24 protein-coding genes and 2 pseudogenes are annotated in these 26083 nt (G+C 53.6%); 13 read left to right on the top strand and 13 right to left on the bottom strand.

Going from position 1 to position 26083, the window contains the following annotated elements:
* Positions 1-41: 41 nt before the first annotated feature.
* Positions 42-899 (top strand): glycosyltransferase, encoded by an 858-nt coding sequence (locus tag HV107_RS10770; RefSeq protein WP_182063180.1) that lies wholly within the window; start codon positions 42-44, stop codon positions 897-899.
* A gap of 7 nt (positions 900-906) precedes the next feature.
* Positions 907-1818, top strand: a complete 912-nt coding sequence (locus HV107_RS10775; protein WP_259349693.1) for a capsular polysaccharide synthesis protein — start codon at positions 907-909, stop codon at positions 1816-1818.
* Positions 1819-1869: 51 nt separating this feature from the next.
* Here the strand turns inward: HV107_RS10775 and HV107_RS10780 are convergent.
* The 4 genes from HV107_RS10780 to gpmM all read right to left on the bottom strand — a co-directional run bounded on the left by HV107_RS10780 (position 1870) and on the right by gpmM (position 7077).
* A protein-coding gene (locus HV107_RS10780) for an IS3 family transposase (protein WP_105318584.1) occupies positions 1870-3227 on the bottom strand; the annotation gives its coding sequence in 2 pieces (ribosomal slippage) (positions 1870-2765 and positions 2765-3227; 1359 coding nt in all).
* 73 nt (positions 3228-3300) lie between these two features.
* A complete protein-coding gene (locus tag HV107_RS10785) occupies positions 3301-4236 on the bottom strand; it encodes a divergent polysaccharide deacetylase family protein (RefSeq protein ID WP_182063181.1) in 936 nt (311 codons plus the stop codon).
* Positions 4237-4239: 3 nt separating this feature from the next.
* Positions 4240-5499, bottom strand: coding sequence for a murein hydrolase activator EnvC (envC, locus tag HV107_RS10790; protein WP_259349703.1), 1260 nt, complete (start codon positions 5497-5499; stop codon positions 4240-4242).
* A gap of 33 nt (positions 5500-5532) precedes the next feature.
* Positions 5533-7077, bottom strand: a complete 1545-nt coding sequence (gene gpmM, locus HV107_RS10795) for a 2,3-bisphosphoglycerate-independent phosphoglycerate mutase (protein WP_182063183.1) — start codon at positions 7075-7077, stop codon at positions 5533-5535.
* A 249-nt stretch (positions 7078-7326) separates the two neighbouring features.
* Between gpmM and HV107_RS10800 the strand changes: the two genes are divergently transcribed.
* The 5 genes from HV107_RS10800 (at position 7327) to cysE (ending at position 10437) form a co-directional block, all read left to right on the top strand.
* Positions 7327-7758: a rhodanese-like domain-containing protein gene (locus HV107_RS10800; protein WP_182063184.1), complete on the top strand. Its 432-nt coding sequence runs from the start codon at positions 7327-7329 to the stop codon at positions 7756-7758.
* 11 nt (positions 7759-7769) lie between these two features.
* The gene (gene grxC / locus HV107_RS10805) at positions 7770-8021 is read left to right on the top strand and encodes a glutaredoxin 3 (RefSeq protein WP_129324327.1); all 252 of its coding nucleotides are present in this window, start codon (positions 7770-7772) and stop codon (positions 8019-8021) included.
* 32 nt (positions 8022-8053) lie between these two features.
* Positions 8054-8521, top strand: a complete 468-nt coding sequence (secB, locus tag HV107_RS10810) for a protein-export chaperone SecB (RefSeq protein ID WP_014068374.1) — start codon at positions 8054-8056, stop codon at positions 8519-8521.
* Positions 8521-9540, top strand: a complete 1020-nt coding sequence (gpsA, locus tag HV107_RS10815) for an NAD(P)H-dependent glycerol-3-phosphate dehydrogenase (RefSeq protein ID WP_182063185.1) — start codon at positions 8521-8523, stop codon at positions 9538-9540. The genes secB and gpsA overlap by 1 nt, the downstream gene beginning before the upstream one ends.
* 75 nt (positions 9541-9615) lie before the next feature.
* Positions 9616-10437 (top strand): serine O-acetyltransferase, encoded by an 822-nt coding sequence (gene cysE, locus HV107_RS10820; RefSeq protein ID WP_008502718.1) that lies wholly within the window; start codon positions 9616-9618, stop codon positions 10435-10437.
* Here the strand turns inward: cysE and trmL are convergent.
* From trmL to HV107_RS10860, 8 genes are all read right to left on the bottom strand, one after another.
* Positions 10434-10907 carry a tRNA (uridine(34)/cytosine(34)/5-carboxymethylaminomethyluridine(34)-2'-O)-methyltransferase TrmL gene (gene trmL / locus HV107_RS10825; RefSeq protein ID WP_182063186.1) on the bottom strand — a complete coding sequence of 158 codons (474 nt, stop codon included), beginning with the start codon at positions 10905-10907 and terminating at the stop codon, positions 10434-10436. The two genes, cysE and trmL, sit on opposite strands and share 4 nt — an antisense overlap.
* Before the next feature lie 38 nt (positions 10908-10945).
* Positions 10946-12133, bottom strand: a complete 1188-nt coding sequence (gene lldD, locus HV107_RS10830) for an FMN-dependent L-lactate dehydrogenase LldD (RefSeq protein ID WP_182063187.1) — start codon at positions 12131-12133, stop codon at positions 10946-10948.
* Positions 12130-12903 (bottom strand): transcriptional regulator LldR, encoded by a 774-nt coding sequence (gene lldR, locus HV107_RS10835; RefSeq protein WP_182063188.1) that lies wholly within the window; start codon positions 12901-12903, stop codon positions 12130-12132. Before lldR ends, lldD begins: the two co-directional genes overlap by 4 nt.
* Positions 12900-14555, bottom strand: a complete 1656-nt coding sequence (gene lldP, locus HV107_RS10840) for an L-lactate permease (RefSeq protein WP_182063189.1) — start codon at positions 14553-14555, stop codon at positions 12900-12902. Before lldP ends, lldR begins: the two co-directional genes overlap by 4 nt.
* A 269-nt stretch (positions 14556-14824) precedes the next feature.
* A complete protein-coding gene (locus HV107_RS10845) occupies positions 14825-15187 on the bottom strand; it encodes a YibL family ribosome-associated protein (protein ID WP_182063190.1) in 363 nt (120 codons plus the stop codon).
* 58 nt (positions 15188-15245) lie between these two features.
* The gene (gene mtlR / locus HV107_RS10850) at positions 15246-15836 is read right to left on the bottom strand and encodes a mannitol operon repressor MtlR (protein ID WP_182063191.1); all 591 of its coding nucleotides are present in this window, start codon (positions 15834-15836) and stop codon (positions 15246-15248) included.
* Complete coding sequence (gene mtlD / locus HV107_RS10855; protein WP_182063192.1) at positions 15833-16981, bottom strand: mannitol-1-phosphate 5-dehydrogenase; 1149 nt, start codon at positions 16979-16981, stop codon at positions 15833-15835. Before mtlD ends, mtlR begins: the two co-directional genes overlap by 4 nt.
* A gap of 109 nt (positions 16982-17090) precedes the next feature.
* Positions 17091-18998, bottom strand: coding sequence for a PTS mannitol transporter subunit IICBA (locus tag HV107_RS10860; RefSeq protein WP_182063193.1), 1908 nt, complete (start codon positions 18996-18998; stop codon positions 17091-17093).
* Positions 18999-19656: 658 nt separating this feature from the next.
* Between HV107_RS10860 and HV107_RS10865 the strand changes: the two genes are divergently transcribed.
* Positions 19657-20013 carry a DUF3302 domain-containing protein gene (locus HV107_RS10865; protein ID WP_182063194.1) on the top strand — a complete coding sequence of 119 codons (357 nt, stop codon included), beginning with the start codon at positions 19657-19659 and terminating at the stop codon, positions 20011-20013.
* Positions 20014-20015: 2 nt separating this feature from the next.
* Positions 20016-20381, top strand: a pseudogene (locus HV107_RS10870) (biotin/lipoyl-binding protein); the annotation flags it as partial.
* A gap of 15 nt (positions 20382-20396) precedes the next feature.
* On the opposite strand, the gene HV107_RS10875 reads toward HV107_RS10870, so the two are convergent.
* A protein-coding gene (locus HV107_RS10875) for an IS1-like element IS1B family transposase (RefSeq protein WP_095033700.1) occupies positions 20397-21094 on the bottom strand; the annotation gives its coding sequence in 2 pieces (ribosomal slippage) (positions 20397-20845 and positions 20845-21094; 699 coding nt in all).
* Positions 21095-21148: 54 nt separating this feature from the next.
* Between HV107_RS10875 and HV107_RS10880 the strand changes: the two are divergent.
* The 4 genes and pseudogenes from HV107_RS10880 to selB form a co-directional block, all read left to right on the top strand.
* Positions 21149-21928: pseudogene (locus tag HV107_RS10880) on the top strand (HlyD family secretion protein); the annotation flags it as partial.
* Between the two features lie 90 nt (positions 21929-22018).
* Positions 22019-22627 (top strand): glutathione S-transferase, encoded by a 609-nt coding sequence (locus tag HV107_RS10885; RefSeq protein ID WP_182063195.1) that lies wholly within the window; start codon positions 22019-22021, stop codon positions 22625-22627.
* A 103-nt stretch (positions 22628-22730) separates the two neighbouring features.
* Positions 22731-24116 (top strand): L-seryl-tRNA(Sec) selenium transferase, encoded by a 1386-nt coding sequence (gene selA, locus HV107_RS10890; protein ID WP_182063196.1) that lies wholly within the window; start codon positions 22731-22733, stop codon positions 24114-24116.
* A complete protein-coding gene (gene selB / locus HV107_RS10895) occupies positions 24113-25984 on the top strand; it encodes a selenocysteine-specific translation elongation factor (protein ID WP_182063197.1) in 1872 nt (623 codons plus the stop codon). The genes selA and selB overlap by 4 nt, the downstream gene beginning before the upstream one ends.
* The last annotated feature ends 99 nt before the right edge of the window (positions 25985-26083 follow it).

The following is a 26083-nucleotide window of genomic DNA, read 5'->3' on the forward strand; positions in this document are numbered from 1 at the left end:
TTCTCCCGGTGGAAAAATGTCATTTAACAGACGAGCACGCTATGAACGAACTGATTTCAGTAATCATCACCACCTACAACAGAGAGGATTTGCTGGAACGTGCCATTCGCTCAGTAATTGCTCAGACTTACCCTGCTGTAGAATTGATTATTGTTGATGACTGTTCGAACGAAAAAACGGCGCAACTCATTGAACGTATACGATCAGAGTGTGACGCGCGTTTTGTGCATTTCATTTATGAACGTAACGAGAAGAACAGCGGCTCTAACTTCAGCCGCAACCGGGGTTACGCACTCTCGCACGGTGTGTTTGTCACCGGTCTGGATGACGACGACTATTTCCTCCCTGAGCGTTTATCAAAGCTGGTTTCGCGCTACGATGAAAACTATGCCTTTGTTACGGATACCCCTGCCCGGCTGGATAAAACTCACCGCACCTACCCAGATACCAACGATAAAAGAATAATTGGGTTACAGGATATCCTCTGTGAAAACGTGGTGGGTAATCAGGTACTGACAACGAAAGAGAAACTTTCAGGCGTGGGGGGATTTTCCCCTGAGATTAAACAACAGCAGGATCGCGATGTCTGGATTAAATTAATCCTGAAATATGGTCCCGGTATTAAATACAGTTTTAGCACCGCCATGGTGGATGCTGAGCACGGCAGTAACCGAATTACATCGCAAATTAAAAAATACAATGCTTACCGGAAGCTCTATTTTAAATACCGTGAGCACATGTCCGAAGAAACCAAAAGCAATAACCTGTTCCAGCTGATGTCGTTCCGTGGGTTTAAATCTTCGCGCATGAACTGTTTATTACGCGGGCGTAAAAAAGATGCCAAGCTGAGAATGAAACTGCTGCGCCGTACGTTAAAAGAGATGTTCCAGGGTAGATAAGGGCGAAATGATGAATCTCAATCTAATCAATAAACTCATCAAAAAAGCACGGCGCTGGCAGAAGAAAACCGGTTTATCTCTTTTCCAGCGTGCGGCTGCGCATTTTGAGCAGAAGAAAAAAGAGACGCTGTTTGGCGTTATTGATGCGCTGAAAATTCAGCCAGAATCCGCGAGCAACACTGAACCCAGCCAGTCGCGCATTATCTGGATCTGCTGGTTTCAGGGGCTGGAAAGCGCGCCAGAGCTGGTTAAGCGTTGTATCGAATCCGTACAACGTAATACGCCTGACGCTCAGGTTGTTATCCTGACGGATGACAATATCCCTGATTACCTCTCATTACCGGAACACATTAAAACCAAGTATCAGGCCGGGCTTATCAGCAAAGCACAATATTCCGATATTGTTCGCTGCTCATTGCTGTATCAGTACGGCGGGATCTGGATGGATGCCACCGTCTTTATGACGAAAGCCGTGCCCGAGTCTTTCTATGAAAATAGCTTCTCTTCGCTGCGTTTTGACTCACGCGAAAATGCGACAAGCCAGGGATTCTGGACGGCCTATTTTCTTGCCTCGCAAAAGGGCAATACGCTGGTGAAACTGGTTCGGGATATCCTTTATCGTTACTGGCAACATCACGATACCCTGATCGAATATTTCCTGATTGATTACAGCTTCTTGTATGCCCGCGAACGTTATCCTCAGTTTCACGAGGTAATGAATGCGCAGCCGGTGACGGGAAATAATCGCTTTTTGATTCGCCAGTTTATCTCTGCTGCACCTGATGCAGCGGCGATTGATACCCTGAACCGCGATCCCGTGGGGATCTATAAACTCTCCCACAAGGAACAGTATCGTACTGCGGATAACGGGAAGCCGACGCTGTACAGCCAGATCCTCGACGATACCTTCCGTCTGTAATGACAAAAAAGCCACCCTCACTGAAGTGAACCCCATATATTGGACACGTTCTTAACTGGCGGCTGACATGGCCTGGGTTCGGTATTGTACCGGACTCAGGCCGTTTAGTTTTAGCTTGATTCGTTCGTTGTTGTAGTAGTGGATATACTCTTCCACCGTTTTTCGTAGATGGTCTGTATTTTCAAACTCTTCGTGGTACCAACATTCTGTTTTCAGCAGACCAAAAAAATTTTCTATCACTGCATTGTCCAGACAGTTCCCTTTGCGCGACATGCTTTGTTCTATGCCTTTAGCTTTAAGTTTCTCCTGATACCGTGCCATCTGATACTGCCAACCCTGATCAGAGTGCAGTACCGGTCTGTCACCCGGTTTCAGCCTCTTGACGGCTTTGCTGAGCATGTTTTCGACCAGATTCATTCCCGGATGCGTCGTCATATTCCAGGCTATTATCTCGCTGTTATACAGATCAAGCACTGGTGACAGATACAGCTTTGTCCCTTTTACGTTGAACTCTGTCACATCCGTGACCCATTTCTGGTTTGGACTGCTGGCCTTAAAATCACGTGCAAGGGTATTTGGCGCTACTTTACCGTAGGTGCCTTTGTATGACTGATACTTTTTGCTTCTCAGGCATGAGGCCAGCCCCATCTTGCGCATCAGTTTCCGTACTGTTTTATGATTAATGCCATAGCCTTCATTACGCAACGCCAGGGTAATGCGCCGGTAACCATATCGTCCTTTATGATAGTGGAACAGTGCGGCTATTCTTTGCTGTTCGCCCTCATAGCGCTCTCCACGGCTATCTGCTTTGACATGCCAGTAGTACGTGCTGCGAGGTAATCCTGCTATATGAAGCAGCATTCTCAGGTTATGGTTTCGCCTCAATTCGGTAATTATTTTTGCTTTGTCTTCTGCTTTTCCCGAATCAAGGCCTGAAGCTTTTTTAGGTAGGCATTCTCAACACGCAGGTATTCAAGTTCTTCCTCAGCGTTCTGGAACGCTGGACGGGGATTATTAAGTTCTTTATCTGAAGTTTCGTTCTTCCCTGACTTCATCTGGCGTCCTCTGGGTTTATCCTGTAGGGCAATGATACCGCCAGTACGGTAAAGACGCTCCCATTTGCTGACAGTACAAGCGGCTGCAATACGAAACTCCGCCGCAGCTTTCCGGGATGATTTGTTGTGTTGCTGCATCCAGAGCACGACAGACTCTTTAAACTCGGCAGAGTAAGCCCTGGTAGGAATGGTAAAACTGTCCATCCCATTCACTTTCCAGTGCTCAGTCCAGCGTCTGACCGCTCCGTGATCAACGCCGAACAACCGCGCTGTTTTCTTTGCACCATCACTGCTGAACAGATAGTGGAGTACGACTTGCTGCTTGAATTCAGGTGAGTATTTTTTTCTGCCCATTGAAACGCAAAACCCCTAATCGTTGGATGTCCAACTTTCGGGGTTCACTTCATCACAGGTGGCTTTTTTGTTATCAGGATTTCTTACCCCATCCCTGCCACTGCTGCTGAACGTATTTCACCAGCGTGCTTTCACTAATGCTATCGCCAATCACTGTGAAGAAGCGGGTCGCGTAGACCGGCGCTGGCGGCTGTTTTGGTTTGCAGCTCTTCACACCGCGGAACGGATTACGCGGCGCAGATGGCTTAGCGGGTTGTGAAAGATTTGGTGTCGACGTATCTGACTGCGGTTCATTCAGCAGGTCGCTCGGGCGCACCAGCGTGATATCGGAAGGCAAAGTCGGCAGCATCTGTTGCAGGACGCGCACGGTAGACGGATGCGGGTGACCAATGGCAATTGCCGATCCGTTGCGACGCGCCAGCTGCACCGCACGATTGAACTGTACGCGAATATCCGCTTCGTTTTGGGTGTCATCCAGGAACACCTTGCGCTTAATGACTTTCACCCCAGTGCCCTGGGCTGCACGCATGGCCTGGCTGTTGCCGATGGTCATGCTGTCCAGGAAGTAGAGATTGTAGCGCTCCAGCGCCTGCATCACTTTCAGCATGCCGTACAGGTTGGATGTCATCGCGCTGCCCATATGGTTATTCAGGCCCACGGCAAACGGCACTTTGTTGTAAGCGTCGCGGATGATGCGATCGATCTCATCGCTGCTCATGTCCGGACGTAGGGTGTCTTTTTCCAGCGGTTGTTTGCTGAGCGGTGCCATCGGCAAATGGATCAGAACCTGATGCCCGCTATTGTGGGCTTTGGTTGCTATTTCGCGGGCGTGTGGCGCATTGGGCAGCACGGCGACGGAAATGGCCGACGGCATCGCCAGTACCTGGTTTTCGGTTTGCGGACGATAACCGAAGTCATCAATGACGATGGCAAGTTTGCCTGCGTATACCGGTGCTGCCAGCGCCAGTGCGCTGGCGACGGAGAGAACAATTCGACGAAATTGAAGCAAAACTTATCTTCCCAACCACGGCTGTGGATTGACCGCCTGACCCTGGCGACGAATTTCGAAATAGAGTGACGGGCGGCCCTGACCGCCACTGCTGCCCACAAGGGCGATGGGTTGACCCGCGCGCACCTGAGTGCCGACGCTGACCAGTGCGCTCTGGTTGTAGCCGTAAAGGCTCATATCGCCTTTGCCGTGTTCGACCACCACCACAAGCCCGTAACCCTGTAACCAGTCGGCAAGGATCACGCGGCCATCGGCAATCGCTTTTACTTCGCTACCTTCAGACGCACCGATAACTATCCCTTTCCAACGTAGCTCACCCTGCAACTGTTCGCCATAGCGATGCAGAATAGAGCCGCGAACAGGCCAGTAAGCCTGACCGCGAGGCGCACCCAGACCGCCAGTACGCGACATCAGTGAGCGTTCGCTCTCCGTGGGTTTGTAGGTTGTCCCTTTGCGTGACGCTTCTTGTTGCTTGTCGCGAACGGCCTGCGCGTCGCGTGCTTCTTTCTCGGCGCGCGCTTTGGCTGCCGCTTCTGCACGGGCAATGCTGTTACGCAGTTTTGATTCGTTGGCGCGCATTTCGCTTAGCTGGCTCTGGCCTTCCTGAATGGACGACTCAAGACCAGAAAGGGTTTTTTGACGCTCATTACGCGCCCGCTCGAGCTTTGCCTGCTGCGCCTGCTGATCGTAGAGCAGCGTTTGTTGCTGACTCTGTTTCTCTTCCAGCTCGGCTTTTTGTGAGGTGACTTCTTCGCGGGTCTGTTTCAGCTGGGCGATAGTTTCCTGGCGCGCCTGGTTCAGGTAACCGAAGTAGGCCTGCAAACGCTGGCCGCGCTGGGTTTCTTCCCCGCTTAAAATCAGCTGAATGCCGGTATGCTCCCCCTGACGGAAGGCGGCATCAAGCTGAGCCGCGAGATTGCGCTCCTGGCTGGCGCGCTGGCGCTCCAGTTTGGCAATCGAGGCATTCATTTCGTCGATCTGTTTATTCAGCTGCGCGAGGGTGTTTTGTGTTTCACGTAGCTTGCGTGCGGCAGCGGAGATGGCTTCTTCCTGCTGCTTCAGTTGGGCAAGGAGTGATGAACGCTGCTGTTGCTGCTGGCGTACCGCACGCTCTTTGGCGGCGATATCGGCCTGAATAGATTTAAGCTGGTCGCGATCGTCCGCATGTGCGGATGCTGCGCACAGCAATACGCCAGCGCTGAGTGCGCTGGCGCAAAATAGGGCCCTGACTGATAACCGAAGCGGTTTCACGACCCATGTGATTGAAAAAATCGCCTTTCCCCTCATGGGGAGCGATTATTCCACGATGAACAGCGGCTTGCCAGTCATCTCTTTAGGGATTTCCATACCCATCAGCGTCAACATGGTTGGCGCGATGTCGGAAAGCTTGCCGCCTTCCACCGCTTTCAGTGGTTTATCACCGACATAGATCAGCGGAACAGGCAGGTTGGTGTGGGCAGTGTGAGCCTGGCCGGTAGATGGATCGCGCATCTGTTCTGCGTTACCGTGGTCGGCGGTGATCAGCATCTGGCCACCCACGGATTCAATCGCTTTTGTAACCTGCTCAACGCAGTGATCCAGTGCTTCAACGGCTTTGATTGCGGCTTCCATCACGCCGGTATGGCCAACCATGTCGCCATTCGGATAGTTACAGATGATGGTGTCGTACTTACCGCTTTCGATAGCCGCGACCAGTTTTTCAGTCAGCTCGGCAGAGCTCATTTCTGGTTGCAGATCGTAGGTAGCAACTTTCGGCGAGTTGATCAGGATACGGTCTTCGCCTTTGAACGGCTCTTCAACACCACCGTTAAAGAAGAAGGTCACGTGTGCGTATTTCTCTGTTTCAGAGATACGCAGCTGCGTTTTATCGTTTTTCGCCATCCACTCACCGAGGGTGTTTGCCAGTGAGGCCGGTGGGTAAGCGCAGGGTGCTTTGATGTCTGCGGCGTATTCGGTCAGCTGGATGAAATCAAGTTTCACCACCTTCTTACGGGCGAAGCCGTCGAAATCGCTGTTCACGAATGCACGGGTGATTTCACGCGCACGGTCAGCACGGAAGTTCATGAAAATCAACGCATCGCCGTCTTCCATCGCTGCATCGGCCTGGCCTTCAGCGCGGATAACCGTCGCTTTCACGAATTCGTCGTTTTCATCGCGGGCGTAAGCTGCTTCCAGACCTTCTACGGCAGTCGCAAACTGGAACTCGCCTTTTGCCTGGGTCATCAGGTCATAAGCTTGTTCAACGCGATCCCAACGGTTGTCGCGGTCCATTGCGTAGTAACGACCGATGATGGAGGCCACACGGCCTTTACCCAGTGCGGCAAATTTGTCTTCGAAGGCTTTCAGGGAACCTTCAGCGCTGCGTGGTGGCGTATCGCGGCCATCAAGGAAAGCGTGCAGATAGATTTTCTCAGCACCGCGTTCTGCTGCCAGCTCAACCATAGCCATGATGTGATCTTCATGGCTATGAACGCCGCCCGCAGAGAGCAGCCCCATGATGTGTACAGCCTTGCCTGCGGCAACGGCTTTATCAACCGCGCCAGACAGCGTTGGGTTAGAGAAGAAAGTACGTTCCTTAATTTCAACGTCCAGACGGGTCAGGTCCTGATACACGATACGACCCGCGCCCAGGTTAACGTGACCGACTTCGGAGTTGCCCATCTGGCGATCCGGCAGACCCACTTCCAGGCCAGATGCATCAATCAGGGTATGGGGACGTTTTGCCCACAGTGCATCCATGACTGGGGTTTTGGCGTTGAAAATGGCGTTATCCTGCTGATCTTCACGGTAGCCATAGCCATCCAGAATCACCAGTACCATAGGTTTTTTAGAAACCGACATTGCGACAACCTCATGCTCAAGAGACAAAAAATTTGCGTAATTTTACTACAGCTGAATCGATCAAATAGCCGCAGAAGATCAAAGAATGCGTAGGGGCAAGGCGCTTCCCAGGTCATTTTAAGGCTTTTTTTTCGTGGCATCCCGCAGAAAATGGATTAGCTTATTGTCGCTGGCTGTATTTGCCACAACGCACAGGTATACTCCTGTCCTGGTTTTTTTAATCACTTTTGACGGGAGTTGTTACCCCCCATGCAAGAAATTATGCAATTTGTTAGCCGCCACCCGGTACTGAGCATCGCGTGGATTGGTCTATTGGCCGCAGTGCTGTTCACTACCTTTAAGGGCCTGACGTCCAAAATTCGGGTTATTACCCGTGGTGAAGCGACGCGTCTTATCAATAAAGAAGATGCCGTCGTCGTCGACCTGCGCCAGCGCGATGATTTCCGTAAAGGCCACATTGCAGGTTCTGTTAACCTGCTGCCTGCTGAAATTAAAGCGAACAACGTTGGCGAGCTGGATAAGCATAAAGCCCAGCCGATTATCGTTGTAGACGGTACCGGGATGCAGGCGCAGGAATCTGCGAGCGCACTGCACAAAGCCGGTTTTGAAAACGTATCTGTGCTGAAAGAAGGCATTTCCGGCTGGAGCGGGGAAAACCTTCCTCTGGTTCGCGGTAAATAAGGAGCCCAGTCATGGCCAATATCGAGATCTACACCAAAGCAACCTGCCCGTTCTGCCACCGTGCGAAAGCGCTGCTGAACAGCAAAGGCGTCACCTTCCAGGAACTGCCTATTGATGGTGACGCGACAAAACGCGAAGAGATGATTCAACGTAGTGGCCGTACGACGGTTCCGCAGATTTTTATTGATGCGCAGCACATTGGCGGCTGTGATGACTTGTATGCGCTCGACGCACGTGGTGGACTCGATTCCCTGCTGCGCTAAGAGACTTTAGGACAATTAAAAAGGGTTTTTCCATGTCAGAACAAAACAACACCGAAATGACTTTCCAGATCCAGCGCATCTACACCAAGGATGTCTCTTTCGAAGCGCCAAATGCGCCACACGTTTTCCAGAAAGATTGGCAGCCAGAGGTTAAACTTGATCTTGATACCGCATCCACCCAACTGGCGGATGATGTGTATGAAGTTGTGCTGCGCGTAACCGTAACCGCTTCTCTGGGCGAAGAAACTGCATTCCTGTGCGAAGTACAGCAGGGTGGTATCTTCTCCGTCGGCGGTATCGAAGGTAACCAGATGGCGCATTGCCTGGGTGCATACTGCCCGAACATCCTGTTCCCGTATGCTCGTGAATGCATCACCAGCCTGGTTTCTCGCGGTACATTCCCGCAACTGAACCTTGCGCCAGTTAACTTTGATGCGCTGTTCATGAATTATCTGCAACAGCAGGCTGGCGAAGGTGCTGAACAACATCAGGATGCCTGATGAGCACTGTTAATGCGTCAATGACTGTGATCGGTGCCGGCTCTTACGGCACCGCTCTTGCTATCACGCTGGCAAGAAATGGTCACGATGTGGTTCTGTGGGGCCACGATCCAAAACATATCGCGACGTTGCAACACGACCGCTGCAATGTGGCGTTCCTCCCGGACGTTCCGTTTCCTGATTCCCTGCGCCTCGAAAGCGATCTCGCGACCGCACTCACGGCCAGCCGCAATATTCTGATTGTGGTGCCAAGCCATGTCTTTGGCGAAGTGCTGCGTCAGATTAAGCCGCTGATGCGCGCAGATGCACGTATTGTGTGGGCGACGAAGGGGCTGGAAGCTGAAACCGGACGCCTGCTCCAGGATGTTGCCCGCGAAGCGCTGGGTGATGACATTCCTCTGGCTGTGATTTCCGGGCCGACGTTCGCGAAAGAGCTGGCCGCAGGTCTGCCAACGGCAATCTCTCTGGCCTCGACCGATGCGACCTTCTCTGACGATCTTCAGCATTTGCTGCACTGCGGCAAGAGCTTCCGTGTCTACAGCAACCCCGATTTTATCGGCGTGCAGCTGGGTGGTGCGGTGAAGAACGTGATTGCTATCGGCGCAGGTATGTCAGACGGCATTGGTTTCGGCGCGAATGCGCGCACGGCGCTTATCACCCGCGGGTTAACCGAAATGTCCCGTCTTGGCGCGGCGCTGGGCGCTGATCCTGCCACCTTTATGGGAATGGCGGGCCTGGGTGATCTGGTACTGACCTGTACCGACAACCAGTCGCGTAACCGCCGCTTTGGCATGATGCTTGGACAGGGCAGCGATGTAAAAGGCGCGCAAGAGAAGATTGGCCAGGTGGTTGAAGGCTATCGCAATACCAAAGAAGTCCGCGAGCTGGCACACCGTTTTGGTGTCGAAATGCCAATAACCGAGGAAATTTATCAGGTATTGTATTGCGGAAAAAATGCGCGCGAGGCAGCATTGACCTTATTAGGTCGTGCGCGCAAGGACGAGCGTAGCAGCAACTAATCGCAGGGAACTGTCGTCACTCAACGATCGGCCAGCAAAGACTGGCCGATCGTACTATTACGTCTGGAGTATGCAATGCCGTGTGAAGAACTGGATATCGTCTGGAATAATATTAAAGCCGAAGCCCGGGCTTTGGCCGACTGCGAGCCTATGCTGGCCAGCTTCTACCACGCGACGCTACTCAAGCACGAAAACCTCGGCAGCGCCCTGAGCTATATGCTCGCCAACAAACTGGCCTCCTCAATTATGCCTGCCATCGCCATTCGCGAAGTAGTGGAAGAGGCCTACGCCGCAGACCCGGAAATGATCGCCTCTGCCGCCTGTGATATCCAGGCTGTGCGCACGCGTGACCCGGCTGTTGATAAATACTCCACGCCACTGCTGTACCTGAAAGGCTTCCATGCGCTTCAGGCTTACCGCATTGGTCACTGGCTGTGGAACGAAGGCCGCCGTGCGCTGGCCATCTTCCTGCAAAACCAGGTGTCGGTCACCTTCCAGGTGGACATCCACCCGGCCGCGAAAATTGGCCGTGGGATCATGCTTGACCATGCCACGGGCATTGTCGTGGGTGAAACCGCGGTCATTGAAGATGATGTGTCGATTCTGCAATCGGTCACGTTGGGTGGTACGGGCAAAACCAGCGGCGATCGCCACCCGAAAATTCGCGAAGGGGTGATGATTGGCGCGGGTGCGAAGATCCTCGGTAATATCGAAGTCGGGCGTGGGGCGAAGATTGGTGCGGGTTCGGTTGTGTTGCAGCCCGTTCCGCCGCACACCACCGCAGCTGGCGTACCGGCGCGTATCGTCGGCAAGCCAGACAGCGATAAACCGTCGATGGATATGGATCAGCACTTCAACGGTATTCACCATACATTTGAGTATGGTGACGGCATTTAACTTCTGAGAATGGCGCCAGGGTAACCCAGCTGGCGCCAGGCTTCATACACCACCACCGACACCGCATTAGACAGGTTCATGCTGCGGCTGTCCGGCATCATTGGAATACGGATTTTGTGTTCAGCGGGCAGGGCGTCCAGAATGGTTGCGGGCAGGCCACGGGTTTCCGGGCCAAACATCAGATAATCCCCGTCCTGATAGCTCACTGCACTGTGTGCAGGCGTTCCTTTGGTGGTCAGGGCAAACATGCGCTGCGGCTTTTCTGCCTCCAGAAACGCGGCATAGTCGTGATGACGAACCACGGCAGTAAATTCATGATAATCCAGCCCTGCACGGCGCAGGCGTTTGTCGTCCCACGTGAAGCCCATTGGCTCAATGATATGCAGGCGAAAACCGGTGTTAGCGCACAGGCGGATGATGTTGCCGGTATTGGGTGGGATTTCTGGTTCGAATAAAACGATATTAAGCATGTTGCCCCCTTGAATAGCGGGGGCAGAATAGCACAGAACTAGGCCGCATTCCCTTGCGACAGCGGTGCCAGTGCCGCAGGTAGTCTACTCAGTTCCTGCACCAGCGAATCCTGGCTGATTTCGCTAATCGATTTCGCACCAGTCAGCGTCATTGCCACTTTCATCTCTTTCTCGATCAGGTTCAGCAGATTCGCCACGCCCGCCTGACCGTGGGTAGCCAGTGCATACAGGTAGGCACGACCCAGCAACACGCTGTCTGCACCCAGTGCAATCATGCGCACCACGTCCAGCCCGCTGCGAATGCCGCTGTCGGCCAGAATAGCGATATCACCTTTTACTGCATCGGCAATGGCAGGCAGTGCGCGGGCAGAAGAAAGCACCCCGTCGAGCTGGCGCCCACCGTGGTTAGACACCACAATGCCGTCAGCACCAAAACGCACGGCGTCGCGCGCATCTTCCGGATCGAGAATGCCTTTGATCACCATCGGGCCGTCCCAGAATTCACGGATCCACTCCAGATCTTTCCAGGAAATTGACGGATCGAAGTTGTTCGCCAGCCAGCCGATGTAATCTTCCAGACCGGTGGGTTTACCGAGATAAGTCGAGATATTGCCCAGATCATGCGGACGACCGTTCAGACCAACGTCCCACGCCCACTGCGGGTGAGTGACAGCCTGCCAGTAGCGACGCAGGGCGGCATTCGGGCCGCTCATCCCGGAATGCGCATCGCGGTAGCGCGCCCCCGGCGTTGGCATATCGACGGTAAAGACCAGCGTCGAACAGCCTGCGGCTTTGGCACGCTCCAGCGCATTACGCATAAACCCGCGATCGCGCAGAACGTACAGCTGGAACCACATCGGGCGCTGAAGGGTTGGAGCGACTTCTTCAATCGGGCAGACGGACACGGTGGAGAGCGTAAACGGAATGCCTTTGGCATCTGCCGCTGCGGCCGCCTGTACTTCGCCGCGACGGGCGTACATGCCACACAGGCCGACAGGGGCGAGCGCAACAGGCATTGAGAGCGTTTCATTAAACAGCTTCGTCTCAAGGCTCAGGTCAGACATATTTTTCAGCACGCGCTGGCGCAGAGCCACTTCTGACAGATCTGCTACGTTACGACGCAGTGTGTGCTCTGCATACGCTCCGCCGTCGATATAGTGGAACAGGAATGGCGGTAAAATGCGTTGCGCCGCGGCGCGATAGTCACTGGCTGCTGAAATAATCATGCTTTGTTCTCCCTGGAAATATCGTTGTCGCCAGGCAGACGGGTAATGCGTGCCTGTCGGGCCTGATCTTCATCGAATTGTTTAATGGTGGTGTGCACAAAGCCCAGATGCGCCATCATCGCTTTGCGCGCGGCATCGGCATCACCGGCCAGAATGGCGTTAAGCACCGCCTCGTGCTGCTCGGTCAGTTGAGCAAACACTGGCGGTACCAGATACATGCGCTGGCGGCTCTGCTTGACGGAGGATTGCAGCAGGTCGAAGAAACCGCGCATGGTCTGGAGCAGCACCACGTTATGTGAAGCCTCGGCAATCGCCAGATGAAAACGGACATCAGCCTGCGAAGCGATATCGGGGTCGCTGCTTTGGGTTGCCTCAAAACAGGCCCGCAGTTTCTCTTTATCGGCTTCTGTGGCCCGCATTGCCGCATGCCAGGCGGTGCTGGTTTCGATGGCGTGTCGGGCTTCGAGGATGTCAAAGCTGTAGTCAGGGTCGTTTGCCATCAGCGTTTTGAGGGGCTGAACAATGTTTTGCTCAGACCAGTCATCGTGCTGCCAGCGCACAAAGGTGCCGCCGCCACGACGGCTCAGTAGCACGCCGTCATTAACCAGCGTCGCCAGCGCTTCGCGCAGTGAATTACGCGATACCCCAAGCTGGGCGGCAAGCTGGCGCTCGGCGGGCAATTTCATGCCCGCTTCAAGCTGTTGTTCTTCAATCAGCGCCCGCACGCGAGAAGCAATCTCGTCGGACAGGCGTCTGGGCATCACTATCATGGAATCATCCAGGTTAAGACATAGGCCTGAAGGGTGGTTATCACACCGACCATGCAGGTAAATATCAGGCTGTGTTTGACGGTAAAGCGGAACAGATCCGACTCTTTACCCACCAGGCCCACCGCCGCACAGGCAATAGCGATGGATTGCGGGGAGATCATCTTGCCGGTGACGCCGCCCGTTGTATTCGCTGCGACCAGCAGCACGTCCGAGACGCCGATTTGCTGCGCGGCAGTTGCCTGAAGCGCGGCGAAGAGGGCGTTAGACGACGTATCTGAACCTGTCAGGAATACCCCCAGCCAGCCAAGGAACGGCGAGAAAAAGGTGAAGGCGTGGCTGGTGTGCGCCAGAGCCAGCGCCAGCGTGGATGACAGGCCGGAATAGTTCGAGATAAACGCGAATGCCAGCACCATTCCAATGGAGTAAATCGGCAGCGCCAGCTCTTTAATGGTGGTTGCAAAGGTCTGTATAGCTGCGGATGGCTTCATACGCAGCCACACGACAGAAAGGATAGCCGCAAACAGGATGGCTGTGCCGGTCGCGGAGAACCAGTCGAACTTGTATACCGCAGCATAGGGTGTTGCGGCGTGAACAACCGGCGGCATCCGGGCGACCATTTTGTCGAGGAACGGTACGGAGATGTTAATCACCATGTCGTACAGCGCACCGCCTGGGGCAAACAACGCTTTAAACGGCGGCACGCTCCACAGTGTGACGGTTGCCGTCAGGAACAGGAACGGTGACCACGCGCGGATCACCTGGCCCGCGGTATATCCGGTGCGCGCCAGTGTTTGATCAACCTGCGAGGCACCCATATCCGCAAAGCGGAAGATGCGTACCGGCTGCCAGCGTTTGAGGAACAGCGTCAGACAAACCAGCGAAACCAGGGAAGAGATAATGTCCGGCAGTTCCGGGCCGAGGAGGTTTGAGCTGAGGAACTGAGCAATGGCGAATGAACCACCCGCCACCATTACCGCAGGCCAGGTTTCTTTCACACCACGCCAGCCGTCCATAATCGCCATGATCCAGAACAGCACGATGATGGTCAGGAACGGCAGCTGGCGGCCAACCATCTGGCCGATTTCGAAGCTGTCCAGCCCGGTGACTTGCCCGGCAACCAGAATCGGGATACCCATCGCGCCAAACGCCACCGGCGCAGTGTTAACGATCAGGCACAGGCCCGCGGCATAAAGTGGATTAAAACCAAGACCAACCAGCAGTGCCGCCGTGATCGCAACAGGTGCGCCAAAACCGGCTGCCCCTTCAAGGAATGCGCCGAAGGAGAAACCGACAATCAGCATCTGCAAGCGCTGGTCCGGGGTGATCGAGAGAATCGACGACCGGATGATGTCAAACTGCCCGGTTTTCACCGAGATTTTATAGACAAAGACTGCGGCAATAATGATCCACGCTATCGGCCACAGGCCGTAGAAGAAACCGTAGACGACGGAGGCCAGCGCGCGATCGACCGGCATTTTGTAGAAAAGCAGCGCCACCATCAGGGCGATGGCAACGGTATACGTCGCGGCGAGGTAACCCTTCAGCTTGAGCTTAATCAGCGCAAAGAAGAAGAACAGAATCGGTAGCGATGCGATCAGGCTTGAAAGCCAGATATTCCCGGCCGGATCGTAGTTTTGTTGCCAGAGGCTCATGCAGGTCTCCTGAGGACCACACAGCTAGCAATGCGGGTGAGTCTCCGCTCATCTCTGCGTCACAAGCTGTGTAAAAGTGGTCCTGCCAATAGTGTGATGTAGGGTGAATGACAATGAATGGTTAATCAGATGTTATCGATGAGCAATGGTTTTGTGAGTAAAGATTATGGAATTGTGAACCAGGGAAGGGATGTTTGATTAATTGGTTGGGCCAATTATGGCTGGAAAGGGAAGTAGGCCGGGTAAGCGCAGCGCCACCCGGCACGAAATCAGAACGCGGTCTTACAAAAACCCGTCATCTCTTTCAGGCCCATTTCGCGGCCGAGTTCCGTCATCGGGTGTACGACGACCAGGCCACGCACGCTTTTCTTCAGCTTGCCCATATCGGCCTGTTCTTTTTTGGTGATCGCGCGACGGTGCGGCATGTCCATCAGCTTTTGCGCTTCTTTGCTCAGCTTCTGGCCTTTGACTTCACGCAGACGTTCGATTTCGGTTTCCAGCGTGGCGATCTCTTTTTCCAGCTCAGCGTATTTCTCAGCGGCATCAACCAAAGAGAGATCGGCCTGCTGGTGGCGGATCAGATCCAGACGATCGCTCAGGCGTTTAATTTCGTTCTTTTCGACTTCTTTCATCACAAATGACTCTAAAAACGGGGGATTTACAGGGAAGGATACACCAATGTGCGCAGGCTTACTTCTGAAACGCTTTTTTTAAGCTGATTCGGGAAATCAGCTCAGTCAGGGAAAGCACCATTGTAGAACGGACAACCTGTTGATAACGAAGCTTTTGCATAGCATACAGCTCAGGATCACTGTTATCAAAATGAGGTGCCGGAGGCAACGCGGTGACGCAGTGCAACTCACCGAAGGGTCCCAGAATTTCATCATCGGTGAAGGTGTACTCGTTACCGTCATGATTGAGCTCTTCACGCAGCGCCATCAACAGCTCAGCGTCTTCATACTCTGGCCTGCTGAGCACGCCAAGGCCGTAAATCAGCTTCAGGCGCACGGATAAATCGCCCAGCGGTCCGTCTCCGTCCAGTAACGGTTCTACAGCATATTTTACCGCGTAGTCGTCTTTGCGAAACACCTGAAGCACCAGGATATTCACCGCCTCGGTCAATAGCTCGACGGCGGCAATCAGGAAGCTTCGTACGGTTTTGCCAGCATTCAGACGCTCAAGCACACGATTTTCAAAGGCCTGGGTTTGTTCCATTATTGCCTGCATATCTGACAATCTGTTATCTGGGCGCAGGATAACCTGCGCCGCATTCTGCATCATTTGGTTGCGTTATAAGCTTTAATCGCCTCCACAACCACGTTGCTGTTGGCATCCAGGCCTGAAACCTGCGCCAGCGCAGCTTGCGGGCCTTCATCGCCAATCAATTTCGCCAGCTCAAGCGCCTGTGGATCTTGCTCGCTGCGGTAATGCATGGCAGCGGCAATCCCTTTCACCAGGTTGGCGTGCGGCAGACCGTATTCCAGCGTGCCCAGCAGTGGCTTAATCAGACGGTCGCCCGCGCTCAGTTTGCGCAGTGGCTGACGGCCAACGCGCTCAACGTCATCTTTCAAATACGGATTTTCAAAACGACCGAGGATTTTCTGGATGTATGCTGCATGTTTTTCAGCATCAAAACCGTAGCGTTTGATCAGCACCGCGCCGCTCTCTTCCATTGCACCTTTTACCACAGCGCGGATTTTCTCATCGAGAATCGCGTCACGGATGGTCTGATGACCGGCCAATTTTCCGAGGTACGCGGTTATAGCATGACCGGTGTTCAGCGTGAAGAGTTTACGTTCGACAAATGCCATCAGGTTATCAGTTAATTCCATCCCCGGGATGGTTGGCAGCGCGCCTTTAAACTGTGTTTTATCGACAATCCATTCGCTGAAAGTTTCAACGGTCACTTCCAGCGGGTCGTTGGTGGCGGATTCAGACGGCGGAACGATACGGTCAACGGCGGAATCGACAAAGCCGACGTGTGCTTCAACCCAGGCTTTATCTTCGTCGGCGACGGCAGCCAGGACGTGACCTTTCAGCTGCGTGGTGCCACGCACCATGTTTTCACAGGCGATGATGTTCAGTGGGGTATCAATGCCCTGAGCTTTACGTTTCGCCAGGCCTTTTGCCACCGCAGGGGCGATACGCTCAAGCACAACCGGGCCGACCGCAGTCGTCACCAGGTCAACGCTTGCGATCAGATCAACCACGTCATCACCGATGCTGCTTACCGCATTCACGCCAGAAACGGTTTCGATTTGCTCGTTTTCTCCCACCACGTGAACCTGATAGCTATGACGGGCATTCAGGGCGTCTAGTACCACCTGGTTCACATCGGCGAATGTCAGCGTAATGCCCGCGTCGGCCAGCAATTTGCCGATAAAGCCACGACCAATATTACCTGCGCCAAAATGTAATGCTTTCATAGTGTTAACCTTCATTAATGTTTTTACCCGAGAGGGCTGGGGTGAGGAACCGCATAACTTTCCCCTCACCCTAGCCCTCTCCCCAGTGGGGAGAGGGAAGAGAACGATATTACTTATTCAGCAGCGCCAGTACTTCTTCCACGCTGGTGGTGCTGGCCAGACGCTCGATGACCGATTCGTCATCCAGGGCGTTGGTCAGGCTGGTAATCACCTGAATGTGCTCGTTGTTGCGAGCGGCGATACCAATCACCAGACGGGCAATGTCGTCTTCTTCTTCACCGAAGCGAACACCCTGTGGATACTGACAGAACACAACACCGGTTTTCAGCACGCGGTCTTTCGCTTCAACCGTACCGTGCGGAACCGCGATGGATTCACCCAGGTAGGTTGGGGTCAGTTTTTCACGTTCCAGCATTGCGTCAACATACTCAGGCTGAACGTAACCGCCTTTCACCAGTTGCTCACCCGCAAAGCGAATCGCTTCTTCTTTGTGGGTCGCAGTACGACCCAGGAAGATGTTTTCCGCACCCAGTTTGAACAGGTGGCTGTCGTTCGCATCGAAACTGTCTTTCAGGCTATCGCGAACTTTCACTTCGTTGTCTTCGTGGCGTTGTGCCGCAACCAGACGCTCAGTCAGGTTGGTGTACAGGCCGCTGTCGAGGAAGTTGGTCAGCGAAATGTGCTGCGCCTGTGGAACCTGACGCATAGCACGTTCGGTCAGGTCGCGGTGCGTGATAACCAGGTCAACATCCGGTGGCAGGCTGTTAATCGCGCTGTTGGTCACAGAGATATTGCTCAGACCTGCATCCTGTACTTTCTTACGCAGCACGCCTGCACCCATTGCGCTGGAGCCCATACCGGCGTCGCAGGCAACGATGATTTTACGTACGTGGCTCAGGTCGTTAGACACATCACCTGCGGCCAGCGGAGTAGCGCCTTTGGATTCCGCTTTCATGTCGTGCATACGACGAGTTGCTGCTTCGATATCGTCGTCTTCTTTCACTTTACTGGTTTTCAGCAGGATAGAAGAGACAACGAAGGAGACCGCCATTGCCGCACAGATAGCAGCGATGTTAGCGAAGTAAGCACCTTTTGGCGTCATCGCCAGCACGGCCAGGATAGAGCCCGGAGAGGCAGGAGAAACCAGACCACCGCCCAGCACGCTCAGAGTGAACACGCCAGTCATACCGCCGAGGATAACGGCCAGGATCAGACGTGGGTTCATCAGCACGTACGGGAAGTAAATTTCGTGGATACCACCCAAGAAGTGAATGATAGCTGCACCGCCCGCAGACTGTTTTGCACTGCCGCGACCAAAGAAGATGTATGCCAGCAGAACACCCATACCCGGGCCTGGGTTCGCTTCAATCAGGAAGAAGATGGACTTGCCAAGTTCATGAGACTGCTGAATACCCAGCGGTGAGAAGATACCGTGGTTGATGGCGTTGTTAAGGAACAGGATTTTCGCTGGTTCTACAAAGATAGACGCCAGCGGCAGCATGTCGTGCGCAACCATGAAGTTAACGCCTGCTGCCAGAATTTTGGACAGCACTTCAACAGCCGGGCCAATGCCGAGGAACGCCAGAATCGCCAGAATCATACCGATGATGCCAGCAGAGAAGTTGTTCACCAGCATTTCAAAGCCGGAACGAATCTTACCGTCAACCCAGTTATCAAAGTGCTTAATTGCCCAGCCGCCCAGAGGACCGGCAATCATCGCACCCAGGAACATCGGCATATCCGCACCGACAATCACACCCATTGTGGTAATGGCACCAACCACACCACCACGGTCACCGCCCACCAGACGACCACCGGTAAAACCGATGAGCAGCGGCAGCAGGTAAGTAATCATTGGGCCAACAAGTTTCGCCAGCGTTTCGTTAGGCAACCACCCTGTCGGAATGAACAATGCAGTGATGATACCCCACGCGATAAACGCGCCGATGTTTGGCATCACCATGTTGCTGAGGAAACGACCAAAGCTTTGTACTTTGATCTTGAAATCGGATGACATAAAACACCCCTTCTTATGTTTACGCTTAGGCTTGCGGCCCGAGGTTTATCGTTAATGTACGGCGGTAGAGGTAGCCGGGCCCTGTTCATGCTGTGAAATCTGGCACTGAATCGTTCAACTGTCCAGACGGTGAAATTTTGTGTGATCTGAGTCACGTAAATGTAGGGGGTGTGGTATTTAATGAGGTGATCTGCATCACAAAAGTGATGTGCAAAAAAAAGTCAACGCGGGTAAATGGCGTAAAAACCACAGCATTTTGTGATGCGTATCACATTTAGTGGTCACCTGTTTGTTTCTATAACGTGACTGAATTCACAAAAAATTTTCATGCAGATTTCTCTGGATGTGATCAACGACAAACTCTGTTTTGCAGTTCACAGCCAGGATGTAATCAAACAGCATCAAAAGCAAAAACTACACATGTGTGAGTGTGTTATGGCGAAAAGTGAAAACCTGGAGTACTCTCATATGTAAGGTTAAGTCTATTATTATTCAGGATATATTTTGACACGCTTATAAACTTGCATGGAGATGTAATAAAAAACCATACTCTGCGGCTCTGAAAAATAAGTGCACGTTATTGCGCTTAAATTGAATTAATTTGCGTGCTTATTATTTAATTTATTTAATGAGTTTTCGTTGTCTGAGTGAGGGAAATATGTTTCTCAACTACTTTGCGCTGGGCGTATTAATTTTCGTGTTCCTGGTTCTGTTTTACGGGATCATCGCCATTCATGATATTCCTTATAATATGGCTAAAAAACGCAACCACCCCCATGCTGATGCAATCCATACAGCCGGGTGGATAAGCCTGTTTACTCTCCATGCCATTTGGCCGTTTTTGTGGATTTGGGCAACGCTGTACCAGGAGGAGCGTGGCTGGGGTATGCAGAATCATATCACAAAGCCTGATGAGGTCCCCGGCATGGATGCTCTGTCCAAACGTGTGGCCGAACTAGAACAAAAACTGGCTGCTGCTCAAGCGCCAGCAGATAAGAATACGTCGGAGCACTGATCATGGATCTGTTGATTATTTTAACCTATGTGGCTTTTGCCTGGGCTATCTTTAAAATATTCCGTATTCCTGTAAACCAGTGGACGCTCGCCACCGCGACATTAGGTGGGGTGTTTATTGTTGCGGGACTCATCTTATTAATGAACTATAACCACCCGTATACTTTTACGGCGCAAAAAGCGGTTATTTCGATTCCCATTACACCGCAGGTTACGGGTGTGGTTAGCGAAGTCACAAATAAAAATAACCAGCTTATTAAAAAAGGCGAAGTGTTATTTAAACTGGATCCGGGCCGCTACCAGGCGCGCGTCGACAGACTGCAAGCTGACCTGGTGACCGCCACGCACAATATCGACAACCTGAAAGCGGGTAATGACTCCAACTTATTGATAGTGTTTTATGTTCAGATAATGCCCGATGACTTTGTCATGCAGCTCCACCGATTTTGAGAACGACAGCGACTTCCGTCCCAGCCGTGCCAGGTGCTGCCTCAGATTCAGGTTATGCCGCTCAATTCGCTGCGTATATCGCTTGCTGATTACGTGCAGCTTTCCCTTCAGGCGGGATTCATACAGCGGCCAGCCATCCGTCATCCATATCACCACGTCAAAGGGTGACAGCAGGCTCATAAGACGCCCCAGCGTCGCCATAGTGCGTTCACCGAATACGTGCGCAACAACCGTCTTCCGGAGCCTGTCATACGCGTAAAACAGCCAGCGCTGGCGCGATTTAGCCCCGACGTATCCCCACTGTTCGTCCATTTCCGCGCAGACGATGACGTCACTGCCCGGCTGTATGCGCGAGGTTACCGACTGCGGCCTGAGTTTTTTAAATGGCGGAAAATCGTGTTGAGGCCAACGCCCATAATGCGGGCGGTTGCCCGGCATCCAACGCCATTCATGGCCATATCAATGATTTTCTGGTGCGTACCGGGTTGAGAAGCGGTGTAAGTGAACTGCAGTTGCCATGTTTTACGGCAGTGAGAGCAGAGATAGCGCTGATGTCCGGCGGTGCTTTTGCCGTTACGCACCACCCCGTCAGTAGCTGAACAGGAGGGACAGCTGATAGAAACAGAAGCCACTGGAGCACCTCAAAAACACCATCATACACTAAATCAGTAAGTTGGCAGCATCACCTGAAAGCGCAGCTTTCGGAAGCAGTAGCCAATACCACGCGTGTGTCTGCTGAGCGTGACCGCCTGTATAAAGATTATCAGCGTTACCTGAAAGGCAGCCAGGCGAAGGTTAACCCATTCTCTGAAAGCGATATCGATAACGCACGCCAGAACTATCTGGCACAGGATGCGCTGGTAAAAGGCTCAGTGGCTGAACAGACGCAGATCCAAAGCCAGTTAGACAGCATGGTTAACGGTGAACAATCGCAGGTGGCGTCCCTGCGTGCGCAACTGGCTGAGGCCAAATACAACCTCGATCAGACTGTCGTCCGTGCGCCAAGTAATGGATATATCACGCAGGTGCTGATTCGCCCTGGGACATACGCAGCCGCGCTGCCACTGCGTCCGGTGATGGTGTTTATTCCTGAACAGAAACGCCAGATTGTTGCTCAGTTCCGTCAGAACTCCTTACTGCGTCTGAAACCGGGTGATGAAGCTGAAGTGGTATTCAATGCACTGCCAGGACAGGTGTTCTCCGGTAAACTCACAAGCATCCTGCCAGTGGTGCCGGGTGGTTCTTATCAGGCCCAGGGAGTGTTGCAATCGCTGACGGTCGTTCCGGGTACGGACGGCGTACTGGGTACGATTGAGCTTGACCCGAATGCCGATGTCGATGCATTACCGGACGGTATTTATGCTCAGGTTGCGGTCTATTCCGACCACTTCTCGCACGTTTCCGTAATGCGTAAAGTGCTGCTGCGTATGACCAGCTGGATGCACTACCTCTACCTCGATCATTAATCCTTCCGGGGCAGGAATGCGATACGCATACCTGCCTTTTTTCATTGCTTGATCCATACTGACCTCTTTGTGGGCATTCAGGATCAGGCAATGAAACTTATCGGCAGCTATACCAGTCCCTTCGTGCGTAAAATCTCAGTTCTCCTGCTGGAGAAAGGGATTGAATTTGAATTCGTCAATGAACAGCCCTACAACGCCGAAAATGGCGTTGCCCGGTTCAACCCGCTAGGGAAAGTCCCGGCGCTGGTAACCGATGATGGCGAATGCTGGTTTGATTCCCCTATTATTGCGCAATACATCGAACTACTGGGCGTCGCACCAGCCATGCTCCCGGCCGATGCTAAAGCGGCACTGGCGGTGAAACAGATTGAAGCCCTGGCTGATGGCATTATGGACGCGGCACTGGCTTCCGTGCGCGAACAGGCAAGACCCGCCGCACAGCAATCGGAAGCGGAACTGGTGCGTCAGCGTGAAAAAATCAGCCGTAGCCTGGATATGTGCGAGCAGTTAATCCGGGATGGCATCATCCAGAGTGATAGCCTGAACCTGGCGACAATAGCCATTGCCTGCGCCATCGGTTATCTCAATTTTCGCCGGGTTTCTCCGGGCTGGTGTGTGGAGCGCCCGTTGCTGGTTAAGCTTGCCGAAACACTGTTCCAGCGCGAGAGTTTTGCCCAGACTGAACCGCCTAAGGCTTGATTCGGGTTATAACACTTCGGTTCGGGAGGCTGTACAATCCCTCTTCACATCGACTCCCTCTCCCGTCGGGAGGGGGGATGATAATCCATTGCCAGGCGCTTTCATGACTACTCAACGCTCTCTCTACAGCCACATCCCCGCAACCGATCGTCTGCTTCGTGATCCCCACTTCCTGGTCGTACTGGAAACGTTCGGCCATCGCGCAACGGTCGATATGCTGCGCACGTTACAGGAAGAGGCCCGGGAACACATTCTGGCCGAAAATGCGTTGCCAGACTGGGCTGCACACTGGGGGCAGGAAGTTGAACAGCGGCTGGCAGCGAATACACAAAACACGTTGCGACCGGTCATTAATCTGACGGGGACCGTTTTGCATACCAATCTGGGGCGCGCCCAGCAGGCTGAAGAGGCCGTCAGTGCGGTGGCGCAGGCCATGCGCTCGCCCGTCACGCTGGAGTATGATCTCGACGGCGCCGGGCGTGGGCATCGGGACAGAGCGCTCGCGGACTTACTTTGCCAGCTCACCGGCGCGGAAGATGCCTGTATTGTGAATAACAACGCGGCGGCAGTGCTACTGATGCTGGCGGCGATAGCAAACGGTAAAGAGGTGGTCGTATCGCGCGGTGAACTGGTCGAGATTGGCGGTGCGTTCCGCATCCCGGATGTGATGCGTCAGGCCGGGTGTACATTGCATGAAGTGGGCACCACCAACCGTACCCACGCGAAGGACTATCGCGCGGCAGTGAATGAAAACACAGCGTTGCTGATGAAAGTGCATACCAGCAACTACCATATCGAAGGCTTTACCCACACAGTTGAAGAAGCCGAACTTGCGGAGATTGGGCGCGAGCTAAACGTGCCGGTGGTGGCGGATCTCGGCAGCGGTTCGCTGGTGGATTTGAGCCAGTACGGCCTGCCAAAAGAGCCGATGCCGCAGGAGATGATCGCCGCGGGCGTCAGCCTGGTGAGTTTTTCCGGCGACAAATTGCTGGGCGGGCCGCAGGCGGGGATTATTGTTGGTCAGCGCGAACTGATTGCCCTTTTACAGCAACATCCGCTGAAACGGGCGCTGCGTGCGGATAAAATGACGCTCTCGGCGCTGGAAGCAACGCTGCGGCTCTACCTCCACCCGGAGAAGCTGGCCGAACGCCTGCCGACCCTGCGGATGCTGACGCGAGATGCTGCTTCGATTCGTGCTCAGGGAGAGCTGCTGCTGGCACACGTTGCGCAGCATTACACCGATTTTGACGTGCGTGTAGAATCCTGTCAGTCCCAGATTGGCAGTGGTTCGCTACCGGTAGACAGGTTGCCCAGCGCAGCGCTCACGTTCACCCCACGCGACGGGAGAGGCAGCCAGCTTGAGGCGCTTTCTGCACGGTTACGCGCCTTACCTGTGCCGATAATTGGACGTATTTATGATGGCCGAATGTGGCTGGATCTACGCTGTCTTGAAGATGAAGAGCGGTTTCTGGAGATGATGTCGAAATGATTATTGCCACCGCCGGTCACGTTGACCACGGCAAAACCACCTTATTGCAGGCCATTACGGGCGTAAATGCCGATCGTCTGCCTGAAGAGAAAAAACGTGGGATGACCATCGATTTGGGTTATGCCTACTGGCCGCAGCCCGATGGCCGAGTGCTGGGCTTTATTGATGTGCCTGGCCATGAAAAGTTTCTTTCCAACATGCTGGCGGGCGTGGGTGGTATTGACCATGCGCTGCTGGTGGTGGCGTGCGATGACGGCGTGATGGCACAAACGCGCGAACACCTGGCGATCCTGCAATTGACCGGAAACCCGCAACTGACGGTTGCGCTGACGAAAGCCGACCGCGTTGATGATGCACGCGTCGATGCTGTGCGCGAAGAAGTGCAGGCCACCCTGCGTGAATACGGTTTTGCCGATGCCTCGCTATTTGTGACGATCGCCACCCAGGGGCGCGGGATTGATGCTCTGCGTGACCACCTGCAACACCTCGCATCCCGCGAGCAGGCCAGCCATCACCGTTTTCGTCTGGCGCTCGACCGCGCATTCACCGTGAAAGGTGCGGGTCTGGTGGTGACGGGGACTGCGCTGAGCGGTGAAGTCAGCGTGGGCGATACCTTATGGCTGACAGGCGTTAACAAGCCAATGCGTGTGCGTGCTCTTCACGCGCAAAATCAACCGGTTGAACATGCTCATGCCGGGCAACGCATCGCACTGAATATCGCGGGTGATGCCGAAAAAGAACAGCTGAAACGTGGTGACTGGCTGCTCTCTGATGCGCCGCCAGCACCGTCGGAACGTGTCATTGTCGCGCTTCAGACGCACTCACCGCTGACTCAGTGGCAACCGCTGCATATCCACCATGCGGCCAGCCACGTGACCGGGCGCGTATCACTACTGGAAAACGACCTGGCTGAACTGGTGTTTGATACTCCGTTGTGGCTGGCGGATAACGACAGACTGGTGCTGCGGGACATTTCTGCTAAAACCACGCTTGCCGGGGCGCGCGTGGTAACACTGAATCCGCCACGCCGTGGGAAACGTAAGCCAGAATATCTGCAATGGATTGCGACACTGGCGCAAGCAAAAGGGGATGCTGACGCGCTGGCCGTGCATCTTGACCGTGGCGCCGTAAATCTGGCAGATTTTGCCTGGGCTCGCCAGCTTAGCGGCGAGGGGCTGCGTCAGCTGACGCAAGAGCCGGGCTTTATTCAGGCCGGAAACAGCTTGTTAAATGCGCCGATTGCGGCGCGCTGGCAACGTAAGGTGCTGAGCACGCTCGCCACGTATCATGAACAGCATCAGGACGAACCCGGCCCGGGCCGCGAGCGTTTACGGCGCATGGCGTTGCCAATGGAAGACGACGCGCTGGTGCTGTTACTGATTGAAAAAATGCGTGAAAGCGGAGTGATCAACAGTCATCACGGCTGGCTGCATCTGCCGGATCATAAAGCGGGCTTTACGGCCGAACAGCAGGCGGCGTGGCAGAAAGTTGCCCCACTGTTTGCAGATGAACCCTGGTGGGTGCGCGATTTAGCCCATCACACTAATACCGATGAAACACTGATGCGCCAGGTATTGCGCCATGCGGCTCAGCAGGGGCTGATTGTGGCGATCGTGAAAGATCGTTATTACCGTAACGATCGCATTGTGGCGTTCGCGAATCTGATCCGCGAACTGGATCAGGAGCGAGGTTCAACCTGTGCGGCTGATTTCCGCGATCGGCTGAACGTGGGGCGCAAGCTGGCCATTCAGATCCTGGAATATTTCAACCGCATTGGTTTTACCCGTCGTCGTGGTAACGATCATTTATTACGTGATTCATTATTATTTCCTGAAACAAAACCAGGAATTAATACAGAAATAGAATAGATCGAAATAGATATATATATTAATTAACGCATTCGCAGGTTTGAATTTATTAAACCTGCGAATGTGCACGCAAAACAGGTTATTGATCATGTTTTTCAA

This window comes from Enterobacter sp. RHBSTW-00175 (genome assembly GCF_013927005.1).
Taxonomy (GTDB): domain Bacteria; phylum Pseudomonadota; class Gammaproteobacteria; order Enterobacterales; family Enterobacteriaceae; genus Enterobacter.

Coding starts and splice junctions, on each gene's coding strand:
- trmL (WP_182063186.1), bottom strand. CDS start 10,907: ATGCTTAATATCGTTTTATTCGAACCAGAAATCCCACCCAATACCGGC.
- lldP (WP_182063189.1), bottom strand. CDS start 14,555: ATGAGCCTCTGGCAACAAAACTACGATCCGGCCGGGAATATCTGGCTT.
- cysE (WP_008502718.1), top strand. CDS start 9,616: ATGCCGTGTGAAGAACTGGATATCGTCTGGAATAATATTAAAGCCGAA.
- mtlR (WP_182063191.1), bottom strand. CDS start 15,836: ATGATGCAGAATGCGGCGCAGGTTATCCTGCGCCCAGATAACAGATTG.
- HV107_RS10860 (WP_182063193.1), bottom strand. CDS start 18,998: ATGTCATCCGATTTCAAGATCAAAGTACAAAGCTTTGGTCGTTTCCTC.
- mtlD (WP_182063192.1), bottom strand. CDS start 16,981: ATGAAAGCATTACATTTTGGCGCAGGTAATATTGGTCGTGGCTTTATC.
- gpsA (WP_182063185.1), top strand. CDS start 8,521: ATGAGCACTGTTAATGCGTCAATGACTGTGATCGGTGCCGGCTCTTAC.
- selB (WP_182063197.1), top strand. CDS start 24,113: ATGATTATTGCCACCGCCGGTCACGTTGACCACGGCAAAACCACCTTA.
- HV107_RS10845 (WP_182063190.1), bottom strand. CDS start 15,187: ATGAAAGAAGTCGAAAAGAACGAAATTAAACGCCTGAGCGATCGTCTG.
- HV107_RS10775 (WP_259349693.1), top strand. CDS start 907: ATGATGAATCTCAATCTAATCAATAAACTCATCAAAAAAGCACGGCGC.
- HV107_RS10800 (WP_182063184.1), top strand. CDS start 7,327: ATGCAAGAAATTATGCAATTTGTTAGCCGCCACCCGGTACTGAGCATC.
- HV107_RS10770 (WP_182063180.1), top strand. CDS start 42: ATGAACGAACTGATTTCAGTAATCATCACCACCTACAACAGAGAGGAT.
- HV107_RS10865 (WP_182063194.1), top strand. CDS start 19,657: ATGTTTCTCAACTACTTTGCGCTGGGCGTATTAATTTTCGTGTTCCTG.
- secB (WP_014068374.1), top strand. CDS start 8,054: ATGTCAGAACAAAACAACACCGAAATGACTTTCCAGATCCAGCGCATC.
- lldR (WP_182063188.1), bottom strand. CDS start 12,903: ATGATAGTGATGCCCAGACGCCTGTCCGACGAGATTGCTTCTCGCGTG.
- selA (WP_182063196.1), top strand. CDS start 22,731: ATGACTACTCAACGCTCTCTCTACAGCCACATCCCCGCAACCGATCGT.
- grxC (WP_129324327.1), top strand. CDS start 7,770: ATGGCCAATATCGAGATCTACACCAAAGCAACCTGCCCGTTCTGCCAC.
- gpmM (WP_182063183.1), bottom strand. CDS start 7,077: ATGTCGGTTTCTAAAAAACCTATGGTACTGGTGATTCTGGATGGCTAT.
- lldD (WP_182063187.1), bottom strand. CDS start 12,133: ATGATTATTTCAGCAGCCAGTGACTATCGCGCCGCGGCGCAACGCATT.
- HV107_RS10885 (WP_182063195.1), top strand. CDS start 22,019: ATGAAACTTATCGGCAGCTATACCAGTCCCTTCGTGCGTAAAATCTCA.